Annotated in this window: 16 protein-coding genes; 6 read left to right on the top strand and 10 right to left on the bottom strand. The window is 39.7% G+C overall.

Annotated elements, in window-relative coordinates; all coding sequences use genetic code 11:
• The first annotated feature begins 98 nt into the window (after positions 1-98).
• Positions 99-266, top strand: coding sequence for a hypothetical protein (locus AAEU31_RS04165; RefSeq protein ID WP_421966538.1), 168 nt, complete (start codon positions 99-101; stop codon positions 264-266).
• Between the two features lie 505 nt (positions 267-771).
• Here the strand turns inward: AAEU31_RS04165 and nhaA are convergent.
• Genes nhaA through AAEU31_RS04140 form a run of 5 tightly spaced genes read right to left on the bottom strand, consistent with a single transcriptional unit; the run spans position 772 to position 6,419 of the window.
• Positions 772-2,094 carry a Na+/H+ antiporter NhaA gene (gene nhaA / locus AAEU31_RS04160; protein WP_421966537.1) on the bottom strand — a complete coding sequence of 441 codons (1,323 nt, stop codon included), beginning with the start codon at positions 2,092-2,094 and terminating at the stop codon, positions 772-774.
• On the bottom strand, positions 2,081-3,079 hold the full coding sequence (gene hflC, locus AAEU31_RS04155; RefSeq protein WP_421966536.1) for a protease modulator HflC: 999 nt from the start codon (positions 3,077-3,079) through the stop codon (positions 2,081-2,083). The genes nhaA and hflC overlap by 14 nt, the downstream gene beginning before the upstream one ends.
• Positions 3,076-4,131: an FtsH protease activity modulator HflK gene (gene hflK / locus AAEU31_RS04150; RefSeq protein ID WP_421966535.1), complete on the bottom strand. Its 1,056-nt coding sequence runs from the start codon at positions 4,129-4,131 to the stop codon at positions 3,076-3,078. Before hflK ends, hflC begins: the two co-directional genes overlap by 4 nt.
• Positions 4,132-4,167: 36 nt before the next feature.
• Positions 4,168-5,226 carry an alanine/ornithine racemase family PLP-dependent enzyme gene (locus AAEU31_RS04145; protein ID WP_421966534.1) on the bottom strand — a complete coding sequence of 353 codons (1,059 nt, stop codon included), beginning with the start codon at positions 5,224-5,226 and terminating at the stop codon, positions 4,168-4,170.
• Positions 5,223-6,419 carry an N-acetyltransferase DgcN family protein gene (locus AAEU31_RS04140; protein ID WP_421966533.1) on the bottom strand — a complete coding sequence of 399 codons (1,197 nt, stop codon included), beginning with the start codon at positions 6,417-6,419 and terminating at the stop codon, positions 5,223-5,225. The genes AAEU31_RS04145 and AAEU31_RS04140 overlap by 4 nt, the downstream gene beginning before the upstream one ends.
• Before the next feature lie 681 nt (positions 6,420-7,100).
• Between AAEU31_RS04140 and AAEU31_RS04135 the strand changes: the two genes are divergently transcribed.
• Entirely contained in the window at positions 7,101-8,003 is a 903-nt protein-coding gene (locus AAEU31_RS04135) for an alpha/beta fold hydrolase (RefSeq protein ID WP_199526933.1), read from the top strand.
• Here AAEU31_RS04135 and AAEU31_RS04130 read toward each other — a convergent pair.
• The 3 genes from AAEU31_RS04130 to AAEU31_RS04120 all read right to left on the bottom strand — a co-directional run bounded on the left by AAEU31_RS04130 (position 7,936) and on the right by AAEU31_RS04120 (position 12,592).
• Positions 7,936-9,420, bottom strand: a complete 1,485-nt coding sequence (locus AAEU31_RS04130; RefSeq protein WP_421966532.1) for a tetratricopeptide repeat-containing sulfotransferase family protein — start codon at positions 9,418-9,420, stop codon at positions 7,936-7,938. The two genes, AAEU31_RS04135 and AAEU31_RS04130, sit on opposite strands and share 68 nt — an antisense overlap.
• A 144-nt stretch (positions 9,421-9,564) precedes the next feature.
• On the bottom strand, positions 9,565-12,150 hold the full coding sequence (locus AAEU31_RS04125; RefSeq protein WP_135926509.1) for a TonB-dependent receptor plug domain-containing protein: 2,586 nt from the start codon (positions 12,148-12,150) through the stop codon (positions 9,565-9,567).
• 286 nt (positions 12,151-12,436) lie between these two features.
• A complete protein-coding gene (locus tag AAEU31_RS04120; protein WP_135926510.1) occupies positions 12,437-12,592 on the bottom strand; it encodes an oxidoreductase-like domain-containing protein in 156 nt (51 codons plus the stop codon).
• A gap of 106 nt (positions 12,593-12,698) precedes the next feature.
• Between AAEU31_RS04120 and AAEU31_RS04115 the strand changes: the two genes are divergently transcribed.
• Positions 12,699-13,109, top strand: coding sequence for a hypothetical protein (locus tag AAEU31_RS04115; protein WP_135926511.1), 411 nt, complete (start codon positions 12,699-12,701; stop codon positions 13,107-13,109).
• Positions 13,110-13,197: 88 nt separating this feature from the next.
• On the top strand, positions 13,198-14,559 hold the full coding sequence (locus AAEU31_RS04110; protein ID WP_295512422.1) for a leucyl aminopeptidase family protein: 1,362 nt from the start codon (positions 13,198-13,200) through the stop codon (positions 14,557-14,559).
• A 1-nt stretch (position 14,560) separates the two neighbouring features.
• On the opposite strand, the gene gloA2 is transcribed toward AAEU31_RS04110, so the two are convergent.
• Together gloA2 and AAEU31_RS04100 are read right to left on the bottom strand one after the other, a co-directional pair.
• Positions 14,561-14,947, bottom strand: a complete 387-nt coding sequence (gloA2, locus tag AAEU31_RS04105) for an SMU1112c/YaeR family gloxylase I-like metalloprotein (protein ID WP_421966531.1) — start codon at positions 14,945-14,947, stop codon at positions 14,561-14,563.
• Positions 14,948-15,017: 70 nt separating this feature from the next.
• Complete coding sequence (locus AAEU31_RS04100; protein ID WP_138558284.1) at positions 15,018-16,091, bottom strand: ketoacyl-ACP synthase III; 1,074 nt, start codon at positions 16,089-16,091, stop codon at positions 15,018-15,020.
• A gap of 151 nt (positions 16,092-16,242) precedes the next feature.
• Here AAEU31_RS04100 and AAEU31_RS04095 point away from each other — a divergent pair, with 151 nt between their 5' ends.
• Together AAEU31_RS04095 and AAEU31_RS04090 are read left to right on the top strand one after the other, a co-directional pair.
• Complete coding sequence (locus AAEU31_RS04095; protein ID WP_421966530.1) at positions 16,243-17,553, top strand: metal-dependent hydrolase family protein; 1,311 nt, start codon at positions 16,243-16,245, stop codon at positions 17,551-17,553.
• Between the two features lie 8 nt (positions 17,554-17,561).
• On the top strand, positions 17,562-17,966 hold the full coding sequence (locus AAEU31_RS04090; protein WP_295511941.1) for a nuclear transport factor 2 family protein: 405 nt from the start codon (positions 17,562-17,564) through the stop codon (positions 17,964-17,966).
• Positions 17,967-17,972: the final 6 nt, after the last annotated feature.

Here is a 17,972-nt window from a genome sequence, read left to right as displayed (position 1 = left end):
CCTGTTATGTCTCAAGCAATGGGTAATGTGAACCTCTATGCCCCATCAAAAGAGCAAAAACGTTGTGTTTTAAGTAGTCTGTTTTCAAAGGAATGTTTATGTCTAAATTTAAAAAAATAGTGATAGCTGTAGTAATTTTGCTAAGCCTTGGCGCAATTGCTAAACAATACAATGAGCGCAATCACACTGAAATGGCAATTAAAGCGTGTGGCAATAAAGACAACATTGCCAAAGTTGACTCCAAAGGCTTTGAGTGTAAAGACTAATAGGGATTAACGACAGCTGATTAATGTTATAAATAAGAAACAGCGGCCGCTGCGTTAAATAAAGCTTTTAAAGTAAAACGTTAGTTTAAACTATGAAAGAAGCAGAGAAGAAAATAGTACAAGTAATTGAGCAATAAGGGTGTTATGTAACATAAGGTTTTGATCGTGCGGTACTATTTGTCAGATTCTAAAAAGCGGACAGATGTAAAAGCTAACTTGTTACTTCCCCATTGTGAGTTAACGTGAATGCTAAAAAAGTCTACTTTAAGTAAAAAGTAGCCATTTAAATCTTAAAAAATCGCTTAATCTAGTTTCATAAAAATTCTTAATGAAATAAATGTAATGTGGTAAATCTCTGCGCTCAGATTTGAAGCTTTCTTGTAAAAGGCTAAAACCTTACTAATTTGAGGTTCATCTTAGAAGCACTAATTTCATCAGTTATAGAGAACTGAGAATTTTGTCCTAGACAACTTAACTGTTATAATAACAACGCTTGTTTTACTAGTCACAAGCGTGTCCTAAACTTTAAAAACAAGCAGCCAATAAAGGCTGATGTGATTGACGCTATAATTATGGCGAGTTTTGCAGTTGTTACATAGGTTGCTTGTAATGCTAAATCGGCTATAAACAATGCCATAGTAAAACTAATCCCTGCTAGTAAACTTCCACCAAATAGCATGTGCCAATTCAAGCTTTCTGGTAAGACTGCAATACGTGTTTTGACAGCAAACCAACTAAATAAAATTATTCCAAGAGGTTTACCTAGCACTAAGCTTATAAATATAGTTATTGCTAGAAAATCAAAAGTATTAGCTTCTTTGATAATAATTCCAGCATTTGATAATGCAAAAAGCGGCATAATTACAAAACCAACCCATGGGTGCAGAATATTCTCTAGCCGTTCAACAGGGGATAGTGCTTCTCTTGCTGCTGCTTCAGCCGTTTTTAAAGCTTGTTTGTATGGAACACTACCTTCACTGGTTGGTGATAAAGGGTATGAAGTAATACATGTTATTATGTTGTGTAAACGTTCATTATCAACCCATTTTACTGTTGGAGTCATAAGCCCGAGGATTACGCCTGCAATTGTAGGGTGAAAGCCTGACGAATCTATAGCTAACCATATCACCCCACCAATTGCCAAATATATCATAAAGCTTCTAATGCCCACATGAGCCATTGCTTTCACAGTTATCAAACCAACAACAGCAAAACCAATGTATATCCAGTCAATTGTGCTGCTATAACCAATTGCGACAACTAAAATCGCACCAATATCATCGACCACTGCAAGGGACAGCATAAATACCCTTAATACCTTTGGAATGCTTTTACCAAGTAATGCTAAACACCCTAAAACAAAAGCTGTATCGGTCGACATAACCACCCCCCAACCATTTAAGGGAGGGGTATCAAATTGTAGTACCACAAAGATCAATACAGGAACAATCATGCCACCAATGGCAGCAGAAATAGAGAGCATAGCCAATTTGGGACTTCTCAACTCACCTAAAATAAGTTCTCTTTTTAGTTCTAGTGCGACTAAAAAGAAAAAAATGGTCATGGCACCATCGTTTATCCATTTATGTATAGAACACTTAAGCTCAATTTCACCAAAGCTGAAACCAACAGGAGTTGCCCAAAATTGAAAAAACGGCTCGCTAAAACTAGAATTCGCAAAAATTACTGCTATGAGTGTTGCAATCAAAAGGGCGCCACCTGATGCAGTCTCAATTTTTATAAATCGAGTAACAGGTTTTACGAACCAATCAATGTGTACTTTTGGTAGTTCTTCACCTTGAGTTTGCTTACCTTTAGTGGTTTGCATTTTGAGGCGTACTAACAGAGTTACTTAAGTTCGTTTTATCTAGAAATTTAAAAAGCTCATTATTTGATGAAAGAACAAGTGTTGTATCTTCAGAAATAATGGATGGGTAAGACGCCATTGTGCGGGTAAATGCATAAAAGGCGATAGCTTCAGGTGCTTGATTGTAGGCTTGTGCATAAATTTGTGCAGCTAAGGCATCAGCTTTTCCTCTGATCTCTTCTACTTGCTGATAAGCTTCTGACTGAATTTTATTTAGGTCTCTGACCCTATCTCCCCGAATTCTGGCAGCTTCGCCATTACCCTCTGATAAGAATCGCTCTGCTATTTGCCTTCTTTCACTTATCATGCGCTCATAGATTTTTGGACGAACGCTAGCATTGTAGTTAATTCTTTTGAATCGGATATCTAACAGTTCGATCCCAAATACTGACACTTTCTGTGAAGCAGAATCAAATATCTCTTGCTCTACAAATTTTCGCCCTTTCTTTATTGGTACCAAAGTGCCAATTTTTAGCTCTTCTTCAAAGGTACTTAATAATCCTTCCCTTAATGCGATTCGCTCTTTATTGGTTCTTATAATTTCAATGAGTTCATGTTTTGCAACGGCATTTCGAGTTTCACTTCCTAAAATATCATCTAACCTAGACTGGGCACTGTGCTCATCTTTCAATCTAAGAAAATACTGTAAGGGATCAACAATTCGCCATCTTGCAAACAAATCTACTGAAATATAAAGTTTATCTTTTGTAGGCATATCTGATGGCCTGCCATCCCATTCTAAAACACGTTTATCCATAACATTTATCTGTTGAACAAATGGGATTTTTATTTTTAGGCCAGCCTTGGTTATTGGTTCACCAATAGGCTTACCAAACTGAGTGATAATTACTTGTTCGACCTCACTGACAGTGTAAAGGCTATTTCTTGCAAAGATAAACACAATCACGGCTATAAAAATTGTTGAAAATCTGAGTAGGTTATTCACTTTAGCTCTCCTAGTTTTGAATTACCAAAGTGCAGTAGTGGCAATACATTATGTTCAGTTTGATTAAGAATAATTTTTGAGTGAATATTTGGGAGTACTTGTTCCATTGTCTCTAGATATATCCTTTTCACAGTGACTTCTGGCGCCTTTAGATATTCAATGTAGAGCGCCTGAAAGCGTGCAGCATCGCCCTTGGCCTCATTTATGCGCTTTAATCTATAACCATCAGCTTCTCTTATGCTTTGGTCTTTTTCACCCAAAGCTAGTGGGATCACTTTGTTATAATCACGACGCGCTTCATTGATAAACTTTTCTTTTTCTTGCTGAGCTTGATTTACTTCGTTAAAAGAGGCTTGGACAGGTTGTGGTGGATTTATATTTTTCAGTTGGACTTGGTCAATTCTAATACCCATTGCATATTTTGTAGAAAGAGCCTGCATTTTGCTTAATGCCTCAGACTCTATCTCTTGCCTGCCTATCGTGATGACTTCGTCAACGGTTCTATCACCGACGACTTCTCGCATAACCGATTCGGAGACATATCTTAGTGTCTCAGAGGGCTCTCTAACTTCGAACAGAAATTTAGTCGGTGCATCAATACGATATTGAACCACCCATTCAACAAGTGCTGCGTTTAAATCACCAGTTACCATCTGTGTTTCTTTTAAACCTAGAGAGTGTCGTGAAGGTTGATTGCGCTGATCATTATTACTGGTTGAAAACCCGAACTCTTGTTTGAGTTGCCGTTTAACTGCGACGATGGTTGATATATCAATATTTAAAGGTAGTTTAAAGTGCAGACCTGGCTGTTCAATGTGTGAGAATTTTCCGAATCGTTGGATAACAGCGACGGAATCACTAGGCACGGTGTAAACTGAACTCCATATACTTAATAAAACGATAAATAGAGATAAAATAAGCACAAAAGTAACTGGTTTATTATCTGGTGTGTTGTTTTTAGAATTGAAAAACGCCTTAAAGAGTTTATTTAGATTTGGTGGTGATTTATTTCCACCACCCCAAGGGTTGTGATTAGTTGATAATTGCTTCATTGTAAAAGTGCTCCAAGTTGAATAGCTTTAGTTTTGCTAAGTAAAATACTTTTTCACGAACGGTGAGGTCATTGCGGACAATAACCCTACATAGTCAATTTTAAATTCAATTTCCTGTCCTATTTCCAAAGGCGTGTCATCGCTTTCAATTACAATATGATCACTGCTAGCCGATATGATTGTTAGTCCCTCTGGAGAGATTAACCCATGAGGGTCAACATCCTGCCTACCTAAGGCAATTATTGCTTGGGCAACATCACCTCTATCAATAATGTCATCTTGTTCTCCAAAAGCATTTTTATGACGCTTGCCCCAAGGAATGGATGGTTTTTGATTAGATTCAATCACTTCAGCAATGAGTTTTACTGTATCAGTATGTGCGCCGCTAATACGGCGTTTATTGAGCGCTTCTACTCCAAAATAAATAGACTCACCCAAACGCAATTGATTTACACGTTCGACATTGTCTGAACTAAACGCCCACAATAAATTTGCTGAATTTCCACCTGAAATAATGTCTAGCTTAATTTTAAAGTGCGTTTCTATATCAGACGCTAATTTGGCCAAATATGTCATATTATGATTGTCGGGTGCGATACCATATCTACATGCCAAATTAGCACCAATGCCTTGTAAACTGATGTTTGATAATGAGCGTGTTTCTTTGATTATCTCAATAAGATGATGTGGCATAACACCTTCTCTTAGATCGCCAAGTTCTACCATGATTATGACTTGGTGGAATACTCCGAGCTTTTTTGCGGATGCAGAAAGCGCTTGTATAGTAGAAATCTCTGTATTCAGGCTTATATTACAGTTCACCAAAACCCGTTCTAATTGACTCAACATCGGAGGTCTTATCAACATTATGGGCACTGAAATGCCGGCTCGTCGCATTCTTTCAATATTTTCAATTCTTGAATCGGCTAGGATAGTTGCACCTGCATCTATTAAGAGCCGGGCAATAACAGGATGACCCATAAATACTTTAGTTACAGCTACAACATCGATTGCTAAAGGTTTCAGCATTTTTATTAACAGCGCTGCATTTTCTGCTATTTTGTTACCGTCAATTTGCAGCCGAGGATTACTCATTGTAGCGTAGGTATTTTTATTCTGAGATGAGGAAATTCTATTAATATCATTTCAATTAAAAACATACTTGAGCAGCTTAATGCATCAGTTACGGGGACCGAGAAATCTTTAGAGTAACGATATGTATATTCTTCGAGATCCATTTCATCCATTTCTTCATGGTTAATACATATGCCGATAACCTTTGTTTTCGCAAAGCTTTCAATCAACTCTATTTCAGATGAAAGCTTAGGCATTGGCATACCCTTAAAATCGACCCGCTCTTTCCTATGCGGGGCGTGTTGCAATATGACAGCATGAGGTGCACTTCCTCTTAAGATCATTGCACTGGTTGAAAATGCAGGATGACTTAAAGCGCCTTGACCTTCAATTATGATGATATCGGGCTGTTCAATTTTATAAGCACGATGGATGACAGCTTCAAGTTCTCCAGGGCAAAATTGAGCAGGTATAGAATCCATAACTAAACCATAGGGGCTACCTTGAATTATACCGGTTTGACCTGTTGCAATGAAGACGACTTTTAAGCCATATCTTGTCAGCGCATTACTTAATGTTACTGCTGTGGTGCGTTTTCCTATTGCACAGTCCGTTCCCATTACAGTAACTCTCGGGCAGGGAACTTCCTTAAGAATATTTCTAAAAACTTGTAGCTTGCTTCTATTTACGGGCCTTCTGATGTCATAAAGTGAAACACCATATTTTTTGCTTGCAGCTATGAATTCAGGGTCGTCGTTTAAGTATTGATGCAATCCATTGACTATATTCATACCACATGTAATGGCTTCTAACATAACTTGACGGTCTATAGTGGATAGTAAACCATTTGAATGCGCTAAACCGTAAATGAAAAAGTTGACAGGTTCATTTGCCATTTCAAATGCTTCATTTAAGCTTGAGTAAATCGGGATGCTATTTCTTTTATTATCTAAAACATACCCAGAGTCTAAACCAGCCATTTCGCTATCAATGACGGAGAGTATTCTAAACTTAGATGATTGTCTTATAAGCCCATTCGCTGTTTTACCATCACTTTTCGTGAAATTAGCTTCACAATAAATAATCGCAGTTGGAACAACATCTAGCTCCATGAAAGAGTTAAGTTGAGGTTCTTTAACTTGATTTTGCTCGTTATTGTATTCAGGGGACTGCTGAGAGAAAGGTAGTTCTGCCTTGAGTGACTTTTTATTCATGATAACACCTCTAATGTAGAAATTACTTAGAGGGCAATTTGTGCATGCCGAAGCGCCAAATCGGAAGAGGTACAAGTAGTCCCCACTAAGTTAGTTGGGGGATGTTTACATTAGTCTATTTTTTGAGCGGAAGATAGGTGAAAGTCAAATTTAATAATATTTAAAATTTAATCTTATGAATTAAATGTAGTAATTCGAGTTGTTTGTTAGAGTGGGTAAGTGCCCAGCGAACGGCTTACCTTCAAAAGCAGACATAGAAGGGCATTTTTAACCTGCATCTGTTAATAGTACAGAGCCGCCCAACGGCTCTAACTCACAATTGTCTAAATATGCGTTATACTCAACGTCTGCTCACACTAAGTGATGGCCTTTAGAAAGCTCATGACAAAAGGCCGCCTCTCCCGAATATTTTAATTACGTAGCATTAAAATCATCAATCAAACTTTTTCAGTTCATTTTCATAGCCTTTTTATTAGCGCTCATTTAGCCAAAGGCTCCTGCAAGTCGAACTTCTAACATCAATGAATAATGGCTCTGCATTGGTGTTACTATTTAATCAAAATCTCATCGTGCCTGAGATTCTCATTTTGAATGGCACTCGCCATTCACACTTGCTTTGCTGAATAGACTGGCGTAACTTAATACTGGTACGATGAGTCTATAAGAATAAAAAGGTCAAACGTGACGATTAAACAAGAATCGGTGTTTATTAAACTCGCCGAAAGTCAAACTCTACATTTACGCCGTATCAGTAAGACTGATGCGAAAGGCCCTGCAGTGTTTTTTATGCATGGTGCCGTTGAAAATGGCAAAATTTTTTACACCCACAGCAATAAAGGCTTGGCGCCATTTTTAGCTGAGCATGGTTATGTTTGCTATGTAGCTGATTTGCGCGGTCGTGGTGAGAGTAAACCTGCGATTTCAAAGCATGCAAAGTATGGTCAGACCGAGGCCATTTTAGAAGATATTCCTGCATTTCTAGATAAAATTAAACAGCTTGAAGGCGAGCCTGCTCGTTATTGGGTTGCTCACTCATGGGGCGGGGTGTTGATGAACAGTGTGTTTGCCCGTTTTCCCGAGTTGATTGATGATGTGAAAGCCTGCGGCTATTTTGGGTCTAAACGGTCTTTGTATAACCATCATCCAAGCAAGTATATTCAAGGTAATTTGATTTGGTATGGCTTGGCGCCATTAGTTGCCCGTAAGCATGGTTTTGTGCCGGCTAAAAAACTGAAATGGGGCAGTGATGATGAAACCCGTAAATCGCATTACCAAAGCATGCAATGGGCTAAACGTAAACCTTGGGTCGACACCGATGATGGCTTTGATTACGCCAAAGCATTAGCCGATAAAGCGCTACCACCTATCATGCACGTTGCGGGTATCAAAGATAAAGCACTATGTCAGCCAATTGATATTGCAAAGTTTATGGAAGAGTCGGGCACTGGCAAGCAAACCATGACCATTTATGGCCGTAAGTTTGGCCATAAGGTCGATTATGATCACATTAATATGCTTACTCACCCACAGGCGCGTTTTGATCAGTTTGTTGATCTGCTGAACTGGTTTGAGGCTCATTCATAAGTGTGTGCATAGCGCTCTCGTAGCGTTTATATTTATCAATTGCTTTGTCGTTAAGCGGCTGTCTTACAGCCGTTTTACTGAGCGTTGCCACTGGTTTTTTCGATTTATAAAAATTTAAAAATTGCTTGTTATACTCAATGTTTAAGAATTTACACAATGCTGTTAATGTTTGTTCGCTTTCACTCACTAGTTCCTCATAGCTTAAATCAAAAATAGCTTCTGGCATTACGTTGTGCCAATGTGCCATTAACTGCTGATATAAATCATAGTATTGTTTAAACTCGGGTAGAGAACAAAAGTAGGGCTCATTTTCTGCGAAGTAGTTGCTAAACACCGACCAAGCAATGGCATTGTAATCCCGTTGCATATTGATGAATTTAGCGTTTGGAAACAATAAATAAATTAGCCCAAGTGATTGATAGTTTGAAGGTAGCTTATTGATCATAAAGGGGCGCACCACTGGTGCTTGCTTTAAGCGTTCAATATAAATATTTCGGGCTGTGTTGATGAGCCCTTGATCTAATTCAGCTAAGCAATCAGGGTAGGGGCGCTGAGTTTTTTGTTCAATATAAGCAACAACCTGATTACTGATACTGGCATCTTCTCCGAGGCTGGCAAAGTCACTATGACTTGTTAGCATTTGCTCTATAAGTGTAGAGCCGCTGCGTGGCATACCAATTATGAATATTGGTGTAACTGTCCCTTTAAAAGTTTTATCGCGTGAGGCAATTAATTGGGCGTGACTTTGTTCAATAACACGTTGATAAAATGGAACTAGCTCAGCGGTTTTAAATTGCGTCAATTTAGACTGAAACTTATTTGCAAGCTTGTAATAATCAAACGCCTGTTGTGTATCACCAAGTACATCGTAACTCTTGCCGAGGGCGTAGTAACAGACCATTTTTAAGCGGACGTTATCGGTTAACGTTAAGAAGTGGTGGAGTTCGTTTATGTAGTTTTGTTCGTTGTTAAACCGAGCAAACTGTACCAACTCAAATAAAATATATGCTTTTACAGGGTAGTTACCCATAGTTAGCGCATGTTTTAAGATGTTATAGGCTTTATCGAGTTCGCCATAAGTCAAATAGTGTTGGGCTAAGTAATAATGTGGTTCAGGGTTATGGCTGGCAATTGATTTTGCGTATTCAAGTACAGTCACTGCATCTTGCGGTGAGTGAACGCCATTAAAAGCATCCGCTAAGGCATGCAGTGGCTCGAGCATGTGCGGCAGTCGCTCGCAAGCTCGCTGTAATAGATATACTGCCGCATCATAGCGTTCTAGGCGCAGAGCGATTCGCCCTAAACCAAATAATGCTTCGCCATTTTCGGGTTCAGCATCAAGAATCGTTTTAAAATGAAACTCTGCTTCTTTTAGTTTGTTTTCAGCAAGTAGTTGATTCGCTTTTTCTAACAGCATAATGATGGGGCGATGTTTATTATTTTTATTTACTATAAAACGAAAAAGGCGAAATGTCTTTCGCCTTGATTAACTATAAATATCCAGAAAAGTCTGGGGTATAGACTCTCTAGGTTGATCTCTCAACCTAGAAAGCACCTCTATTTAGAAAGTATATGTAGCTTTCACGTAATAGAAGCCACCGTTAATACCATATGGTGAAGTCTCGTAGTATTTACCACCCCAGTTGTTATTAGGGATGCCAGTACGGTCGAAGAAATCAAGCTTTTCTGCTTCTTGGTCGAATAAGTTTGTCGCACCAACAGACAAGCTAATTTCTTCAGTTAGGAAGTAAGTAACTTCTGCATCAATTGTTACTGCTGCATCAGCTGTTTTAGCTGTTGCATCGTAATCTACGTGAACGCCTTGGTATTCGCCATAGTAGTTAACACGTGTAAATGCAGAGAAGTTCTCCCACTGTTGTGCCCAGCTAAGCGTTGCACGGTGATTTGGTAAGTCATTTTCTAAACGGCTTACTTTAAATTCACCTGTAATTGGGCTCGACTTAGTTACTTCAGTGTCGTTCCAGTTATACGCTAAGCTGAATGTTGAACTACCACCTAATAATTCAGTTGAATAGTTTGCAACAGCGTCAACACCTTGTGTTGTTGTATCAAAGTCATTTGTGAAGAAGCTTACTTGCGCTAAGTTTTGTACGTTTGGTACACCAGCCGCTTCTAGCGTGTCTTTGTCTGCTTGGCTCAACTCAATTTTGTCTGATTGACTGATACGATCATCAACTTGGATGTTGTAATAATCAATAGTGAAGAATAAGTCGCCAATTGTCCATACAGCACCAAAAGTGTAGCTTTGCGATTCTTCAGGTTGAAGTTCTGTACCACCTAATTGCACAGCAATTGGGTTTGTTGGTGGTAATAGTGCTGAGTCAACTAGAACACCGCTGCTTAAGTTAGTTTGTACGTTACTTACGTTAGCTTGACCAACTGTAGGAGCACGGAAACCAGTACTGATTGAACCACGAATATTCAGGTCTTCAGTTAAGTGGTATTGAGCAGTTAACTTATAGTTAGTTGTTGAACCGAATGTATCGTAATCTTCATAACGTAGCGCTAAGCCCATTAGGAAGTCGTCAGTGAATGGTGCTTCAACATCAACGTACGCTGCATAGTTACGACGTGTATATTCGCCTGCATCAGATGGTTTGAAACCAGGGAAACCATTTGAACCGATACCAAAACCTTGCTCTGTTAGTGGGCCCGCAGTAAATGAAGCTACGTCGCCAGATACAACTGTAAACGTTTCTTCGTGCCATTCAAGACCACCAGCAACGTTAACGTCATACGCTAAACCAAAGTCAAAACCTTTTGATAAATCAGCGTTAAAGTTTTTCTCTAATTGTGAGTACTTACCAGGGCTAAAGTCACGCGGGCTGTCTGGGCCTAATGACGCATTGATTGTGTCATAAATGAAATAGCGTGATTCGTTGTAACCAACTGTACCGCTTAAGTCATAGTATGCACCCTCAAGGAAACCAGATGTGATTTCACCTTTAGTACCAATTGTTAGTGCAGTATCTGTGATGTTACCACCGAAGTTAGGTGTAAAACCGCCCGGAAGCATTTCGTTAAACGCAAAACAATCTGGGTTGTTAGCAACTAGATCGATGTATCTTTGGTTATCTAAAACGTTATCATCAATCATGATATCGGTAGGACAGTTACCGCTCATATCGCCAGTTAAATCACCAACAAGTAGTGTTTCACCGCCATCATTTGAATAAACACCCGGACGAGTATGTGGGTTACGATAGTAGAAACCACCACGTACATCACGCTCAGAGTAGTTACCAAACATATAGAATTGCGCTGTGTTGCTTATATCTAAACCGATGTTACCGAAGATAGAGATATCGTCATCAACCTCAGGTGCACCCCAAACTTGCGCAAGAGAAGATACTTCTGGTACACCCGCTGCGTTAAGTGCAGCAGCATCTGGGCGTTGAACTGAACGGCTTGTCGCGTCTGCTGTTTTATATTGGAAGCTTAAGTTAGCAAAGCCGCTATCGGTAAATGGTAAGCCAACATTACCTGAAATTTGCGTTGTATCGCCATCGCCTTCATAGTATTCGCCTTGACGAATTTCGAAAGAGCCACCTTCAGAGGCATCTTTTAATACAAAGTTCATTACACCCGCGATAGCATCAGAACCGTATTGAGCTGCTGCACCATCACGAAGTACTTCAACTTGTTTTAAGGCAATGCTTGGAATAACTGAGATATCGGCACCCTGAGCACCATCATTGATACCACCACCTAAGAAAGCGATTACAGATGCACGGTGACGGCGTTTACCGTTAACAAGCACAAGTGTACTGTCAGAAGGAAGACCACGTAAGTTTGCTGGACGAACAAGTGATGCAGCATCACTGATTGGGTTTTGGTGAACGTTAAAAGATGGTACAGAGCCTTTTAGTAGCTCAAGCATATCGGTGTTACCACCTTTGTCTAGCTCTTCACCACCGATGATATCGATTGGTACCGGTGAGTCACCGATTGAGCGAGGTGCAGAGCGGGTACCAACTACCGCAATCTTCTCTACATTTTTATTAACCTTTGTTTCTTCAGTTGCTTCTTCTGCCGCAATTACAGATCCAGATACAAACAGACCTGCAGTTGTTGTTGCTAAAGCAAATTTAATTGCTTGTTGCAGCGCGCTATTTTTGAATTTCATTCTGACTTCCCCAGTTAGAATAGTTATGATTAGGTCACCAACTCTAAATTGGTGTAAATAACTTATACAGACTGTGAAAATAATTTGCAAATTGTTAATTTAATGTTGTTTTGGTTGTGTTGGTTATTCTGGTATTCACTTTATTTGGATTATGTGTATGAATTTTAAGGGGATAATTTATTCTTTACGATTCATTTTTTTGTAAAAATTTATATAAAATATCTAAAAAAATTTTAAAAACAGAAAGTTTTGAGTGAAATGTAGGCAAAAAAGGAATTGGAACGGTCTATTTTGTTTGTTGTTTATCGTTCAGTAGTTGCCACTGTTGAAGCTTTTCTTTGTATTCATCCCACACGCATGGGCAACAGCTACCACCACCGCAACATTCATCAGAAGCGGGCTTTGTTGGTTTTTGCTCGTCCTTTAGTTGTTTTTGGTCCATTTGAATTAATGAAAAATAATTAATAATAGAGTGCTAAGGATAAGTCAAAAACTAATATAAGTAAATTATGCTTTGTGAACTTCGTATGCTGTGTGAAAATACCTAAATGCGATTATACAAAGTTATTCATAGGGCTCCGTTCAGAGTAGCCAAAATTACCAAAAAGCGTCAAACATTACGTTTTAAGCGCGCTATGGTAGCACTTAAAATCGCGCTTGCTCAAGAAAAGCAAGAAACCAAAGAAATGCTTCATATATATAGGCGGTACACTCAAGGCCTAGCTAGTAAAGAAGAGTTACATACTGCTAATGAACAATTCTTAGATATCTTGAAAGGCTTAGGTTTGGGTGTATTTGCTGTATTGCCATTTGCACCCATTACCATTCCCCTTGTAGTTAAGTTAGGGCAGTGGGTTGGTGTTGATGTATTACCAAGTTCATTCAATATTAATAAGTCACTTAAAGAGCTAGACCAGCAAGTCGAAAAAGAAGAAAAAGAGAAGCAAAACAAACACTGATTTGGGTTTGGCAATCTGATTTTGCCTATACCTTTTGTACCAAGATATTGGTATGCTTAGTTATCTTTTCTTTATAACGAGTCGTTTAATGAGTGCATTAATTCGCCATTCTTCAACGGGTATACCCCTTTCTTTTATTGCAAAAGCAAATCTTACCGATTGGTTAACTGAGCAACCACAATCACTTCAAAACTGGTTATCAAACTGTGATTTTAAAAATAAAGGCATTGCCCTTATTGCTGATAGTGAGTCGGGTTCATTGGAGCATGTTTATTGCTTAGTTAATGATCTTAATGACTTTTGGTTAGCAGGCGACCTATCTACGAAGCTTCCTGCAGGTTGCTATCAAATCCAGGGTGATGACACTTTCGTTGAGCAAGTTGCACTTGGTTTTGTATTAGGTGGGTACGAGTTTAGTGAATATAAAGAAAAAGCTTCACCGCGAGCGCAACTTGCTATTGCTGATGAAAGCCTAGTTAAGCGTTTAACTGAGCATGCCAACGCAATCAACTTAGTGCGTGATTTAGTGAACACACCTGCTGCAGATATGATGCCACAACATTTATCACAAGTGATGGCTGATTTAGCTGACACCTTTGATGGTGAGTTCAGCGAATGGGTGGGTGATGAATTATTAGAGCAAAATTACCCAACGATTCACATGGTTGGTCGTGCTTCGGAAAACAAACCGCGTTTACTTGATTTACGTTGGGGTGCAAAAGATGCTCCGCAGATTACCTTGGTTGGTAAGGGTGTTTGCTTTGATTCTGGCGGTTTAGATTTAAAACCAAGTTCAGGCATGCGTAACATGAAAAAAGACATGGGCGGTGCCGCGCATGTTATTGGCCTTGCACAGTTAATTATGGCTGCCAACTTACCAATTCGCTTACGTGTATTGGTACCTGCGGTTGAAAATGCGGTTTCTAGAAATGCATTTAGACCAGGTGATGTGATCAAAACACGTAAAGGGATCACTGTTGAAATTGATAACACCGATGCCGAAGGCCGTTTAGTTCTGTGTGATGCACTTGCTGAAGCTCAAAACGATAATCCAGATCTAATCGTAGACTTTGCAACCCTAACAGGCGCTTGTCGAGTAGCATTAGGTACTGAATTACCGGGCTTTTTCGCCAATAATCGTGATGTTGCGAACAAATTAATAGATGCAGGCGAAAGCTGTCACGACCCTGTTTGGCAACTTCCTTTATTTGATCAATACAAAGCATTATTAAAAAGTGATGTAGCAGATATCGCCAATTGTGCTTCAACGCCATTTGGTGGTGCAATCACTGCCGCGCTTTACTTAAAAGAGTTTATTGAACCAAGCACGCCTTGGGTTCACTTCGATGTGATGGCTTGGAACGTACGCTCATTGCCGGGTCGTCCTGCAGGCGGTGAAGCATTGGGCATTCGTGCCGTGTTTAATTATTTACAAGATCGTTTTCAATAATTTAGAGTTGATATAGCTCTAACGGTAAATCATCGGGATCGGCAAAAAATGTAAATTGCTTCCCGGTGATTTCATCCACTCTTATTTCTTCTACGCTAATACCCTGTGTTTCTAAATAGTGTTTTGATTTTGCAATATCGGCAACTTTAAACGCTAAATGGCGAAGTCCTTGAACTTCTGGGTAGCTTGGTCTTTGTGGCGCGCCAGGAAACGAAAACAACTCTAATTGGCTGCCATCAGGAAGCGCTAAATCTAATTTATACGAGTCACGTTCAGCGCGGTATAGTTCGTGAATAATCGGCAGTTTTAAAACTTCACTATAGAAGTGCTTTGACTTTTCATAGTTGCTACAGATGATTGCAGCGTGATGTATGCCTAATAATTCCATGGTCTAATCCTTTTATGCTCATAAAAAAACGCGGACTAAGCCGCGCTTTTCTATTGATGAGTGTAGGGTATTACTCTGCCGCTTTACATGCCGCAACAGCTGGTGCAACAAGTTCAAGACCTGTTTTATCACACTCAGGTAGAGCAGCATCAGATACCGCAATTGGTGTCACACGATCGCCCCATTTAATATAACTTGCAGCCCAAGTTAAACCAGCACCAAAGGCTGCTGACATAATGTTTGAGTTAGGCTTGATAAGGCCTTGCTCAACAGCTTCACAAATTGCAATCGCAATAGTCGCAGCAGACGTATTACCGTAATCGGCAATGTTCACCATGACTTTGTCGTCAGCTACTTTTAAGCGTTGCTGAATGGCTTGTATGATACGTAAATTAGCTTGGTGAGGAACTAATACATCAATATCATCAAGTTGCAATTGCGCTTGGTTTAGCACGTCATCACAGGCTTCACTCATGCCTTTAACTGCACGTTTGAAGATTTCGCGACCTTCGAATAATAAGTTTGACGGACCAATTGGCTCATATTTATTTAAATCGCTACCAAAGTTCTCAATATGCAGGATATCGCGGTCTTCACTATCACAGCCTGTTTTAGTCGCGAGTAAGCCTGATGGCGTATCTGAGGCTTCTAACACAACGGCACCCGCACCATCACCAAACAGTACAGCACTGTCTCGACGTGACCAGTTGACATACCAAGTCATGCGCTCAGCAGCAATAACCACGGCTTTTTTAATCATACCGGCACGAATTTGTGCTGTGGCAGCTTGTAAAGCGTATAAAAAGCCTGAACATGCAGCGTTAGTATCCATTGCTGCAGCGCCAACAGCGCCAATGTTTTTTTGCACTAATGAAGCGGTATTTGCCACCATCGTTGATGGTGTACAGGTTGCTAATAACACTAAGTCTATGTCTTTGCCGTCAACGCCAGCACAAGCTAGGGCATGTTTTGCAGCAACAGTAGCAAGTTCAGCAGTAGAAACATGGCTGACACGGCGAGATTTAATGCCTGTACGTGTAGTGATCCATTCATCGTTGGTATCAACAATGTTACTTATTTCATCGTTGCTAATGCTAGCGGGTGGTATACATTTACCCCAGCCAGTAATTTGGGCATAAGACATAATGTGTTCTCTTTATGTGGTCAGACTTGTTAAAATTTTTCAAAGTTATACCAAAAATCACCTCTCAACACTAGCTTAACGCTTTACTGCGTCGTAAATAATGGCATTTGTTCGATATTTAAGTTAAACCTAGTATAAAAAAGAGGCGATTATGAAAAAAATAAACTTAAAAATAAGCACATTATCGGTACTGTCCTTATTATCTTCGTTTACGGTTAATGCACAAACCACCATTATTCACGCTGGAAAAATGCTGGTAGGCACAGAGCAAGATGTCAAAGAGCAGCAAACACTGGTTATTGACGATAACAAAATTACTGCCATTAAAGCAGGCTATTTAACACAACAGCAGTTAAACCTTAGTAATGCAGATGTTATTGATTTAAAAAATCAGATGGTTTTACCAGGCCTGATTGATATGCACGTTCATGTTACCTTTGAGCGTGATGCAAAGCGTAACCCACACCAATGGGCAACTGAATACGAAGCAGATTATGCACTTCGTTCTCTAAAATATTTACAGCACACAGTCGATGCCGGTTTTACTTCTGTGCGCGACCTTGGTAGCAGCTATCAAGTTATCTTCCCATTAAGACGAGCTGTTGAACGTGGCGACATTGTTGGTCCGCGTATTTTTGCTGCAGGAGACATGATCACACCGACCGGTGGTCACGGTGACATGCATGGCTATCGTCGTGATATTACCAAAGCAACAAAAGGGGGTGGCTTGGGTGTGTGTGATGGTGCTGATGATTGTACTCGTGCGGTACGCGATGTTATCAAAAGTGGTGCCGATGTGATTAAAATTACCGCGACAGGTGGTGTGTTAAGTAATACAGCAGCGGGTGTGAATCAACAATTTACTGATGAAGAGCTCAGTGCCATTGTTAACACGGCTCATCATTTAGGTCGCAAGGTAACGGCCCATGCTCATGGCACAGAAGGTATAAAAGCGGCACTCAGAGCAGGGGTTGATTCAATAGAACATGGTTCATTTTTAGATAAAGAAACCGTTAAATTATTTAAAAAGCAAGATGCTTATTTAGTCCCAACTTTACTTGCTGGTGCTACAGTAAAAGAAGAAGTGCAGAATAACCCAAATATGCCAAAAGCAATTGCTGATAAAGTCGAAGTTGTAGCGCCCAAGATGGAAGCATCGTTTAAGTTAGCGCTTAAAAATAACGTGAAAATTGCTTTTGGTACTGATTCAGGGGTGTCTAAGCATGGTGATAATGCCAAAGAATTTGAATTACTGGTTAAATACGGTATGACACCTAAAGAGGCAATTAAGTCCGCAACTGTTGAAGCTGCTAAACTATTAGGCCAAAGTGATAACCTAGGTGACTTGAGTGTTGGTAAACAAGCAGATATTATCAGCGTTAATATGAATGTGCTTGATAACATTAGTGAACTTAGACAAGTTAACTTTGTTATGAAGGGCGGTAAAGTGCTCAAACAGTAAGGGTTACTATGGGCGGCAAAATTAAAGAAACTTTATTTAATCATTTGATTGATGCCGAAAGGCAGTTGTTAGAGCCTGAGGTAAGACAATCTGCAGAAGCACTTGATGCTTTGCTAGATGATGACTTCATCGAAATTGCAGCAGATGGCACGTCTTTTAATAAGTTCCAAGTATTAACCCGTTTGCCGACTGAGGTGGTACCGCAGTTTTACAACCAACATTTTAAAGGCCGTATGCTTAGCGAGAACATAGCGCAATTGAGCTATCAGGCGGCCTTTAGACGTTCTGCTCGCTCAGAATTTAACTATTCAATTCGTATGTCATTGTGGCGTTTTAACGGTAAACAATGGCAAATGGTGTTTCATCAAGGCACGCCATGTGCTGTTTTTACAATTTCTATGGATGATGAATAATCATTA

Source organism: Pseudoalteromonas thalassia, from assembly GCF_049257215.1.
Classification (GTDB): domain Bacteria; phylum Pseudomonadota; class Gammaproteobacteria; order Enterobacterales; family Alteromonadaceae; genus Pseudoalteromonas; species Pseudoalteromonas lipolytica_C.
The sequence above is the reverse complement of the archived record's forward strand: the minus strand, read 5'-3'. Positions and strand labels throughout refer to the sequence as shown.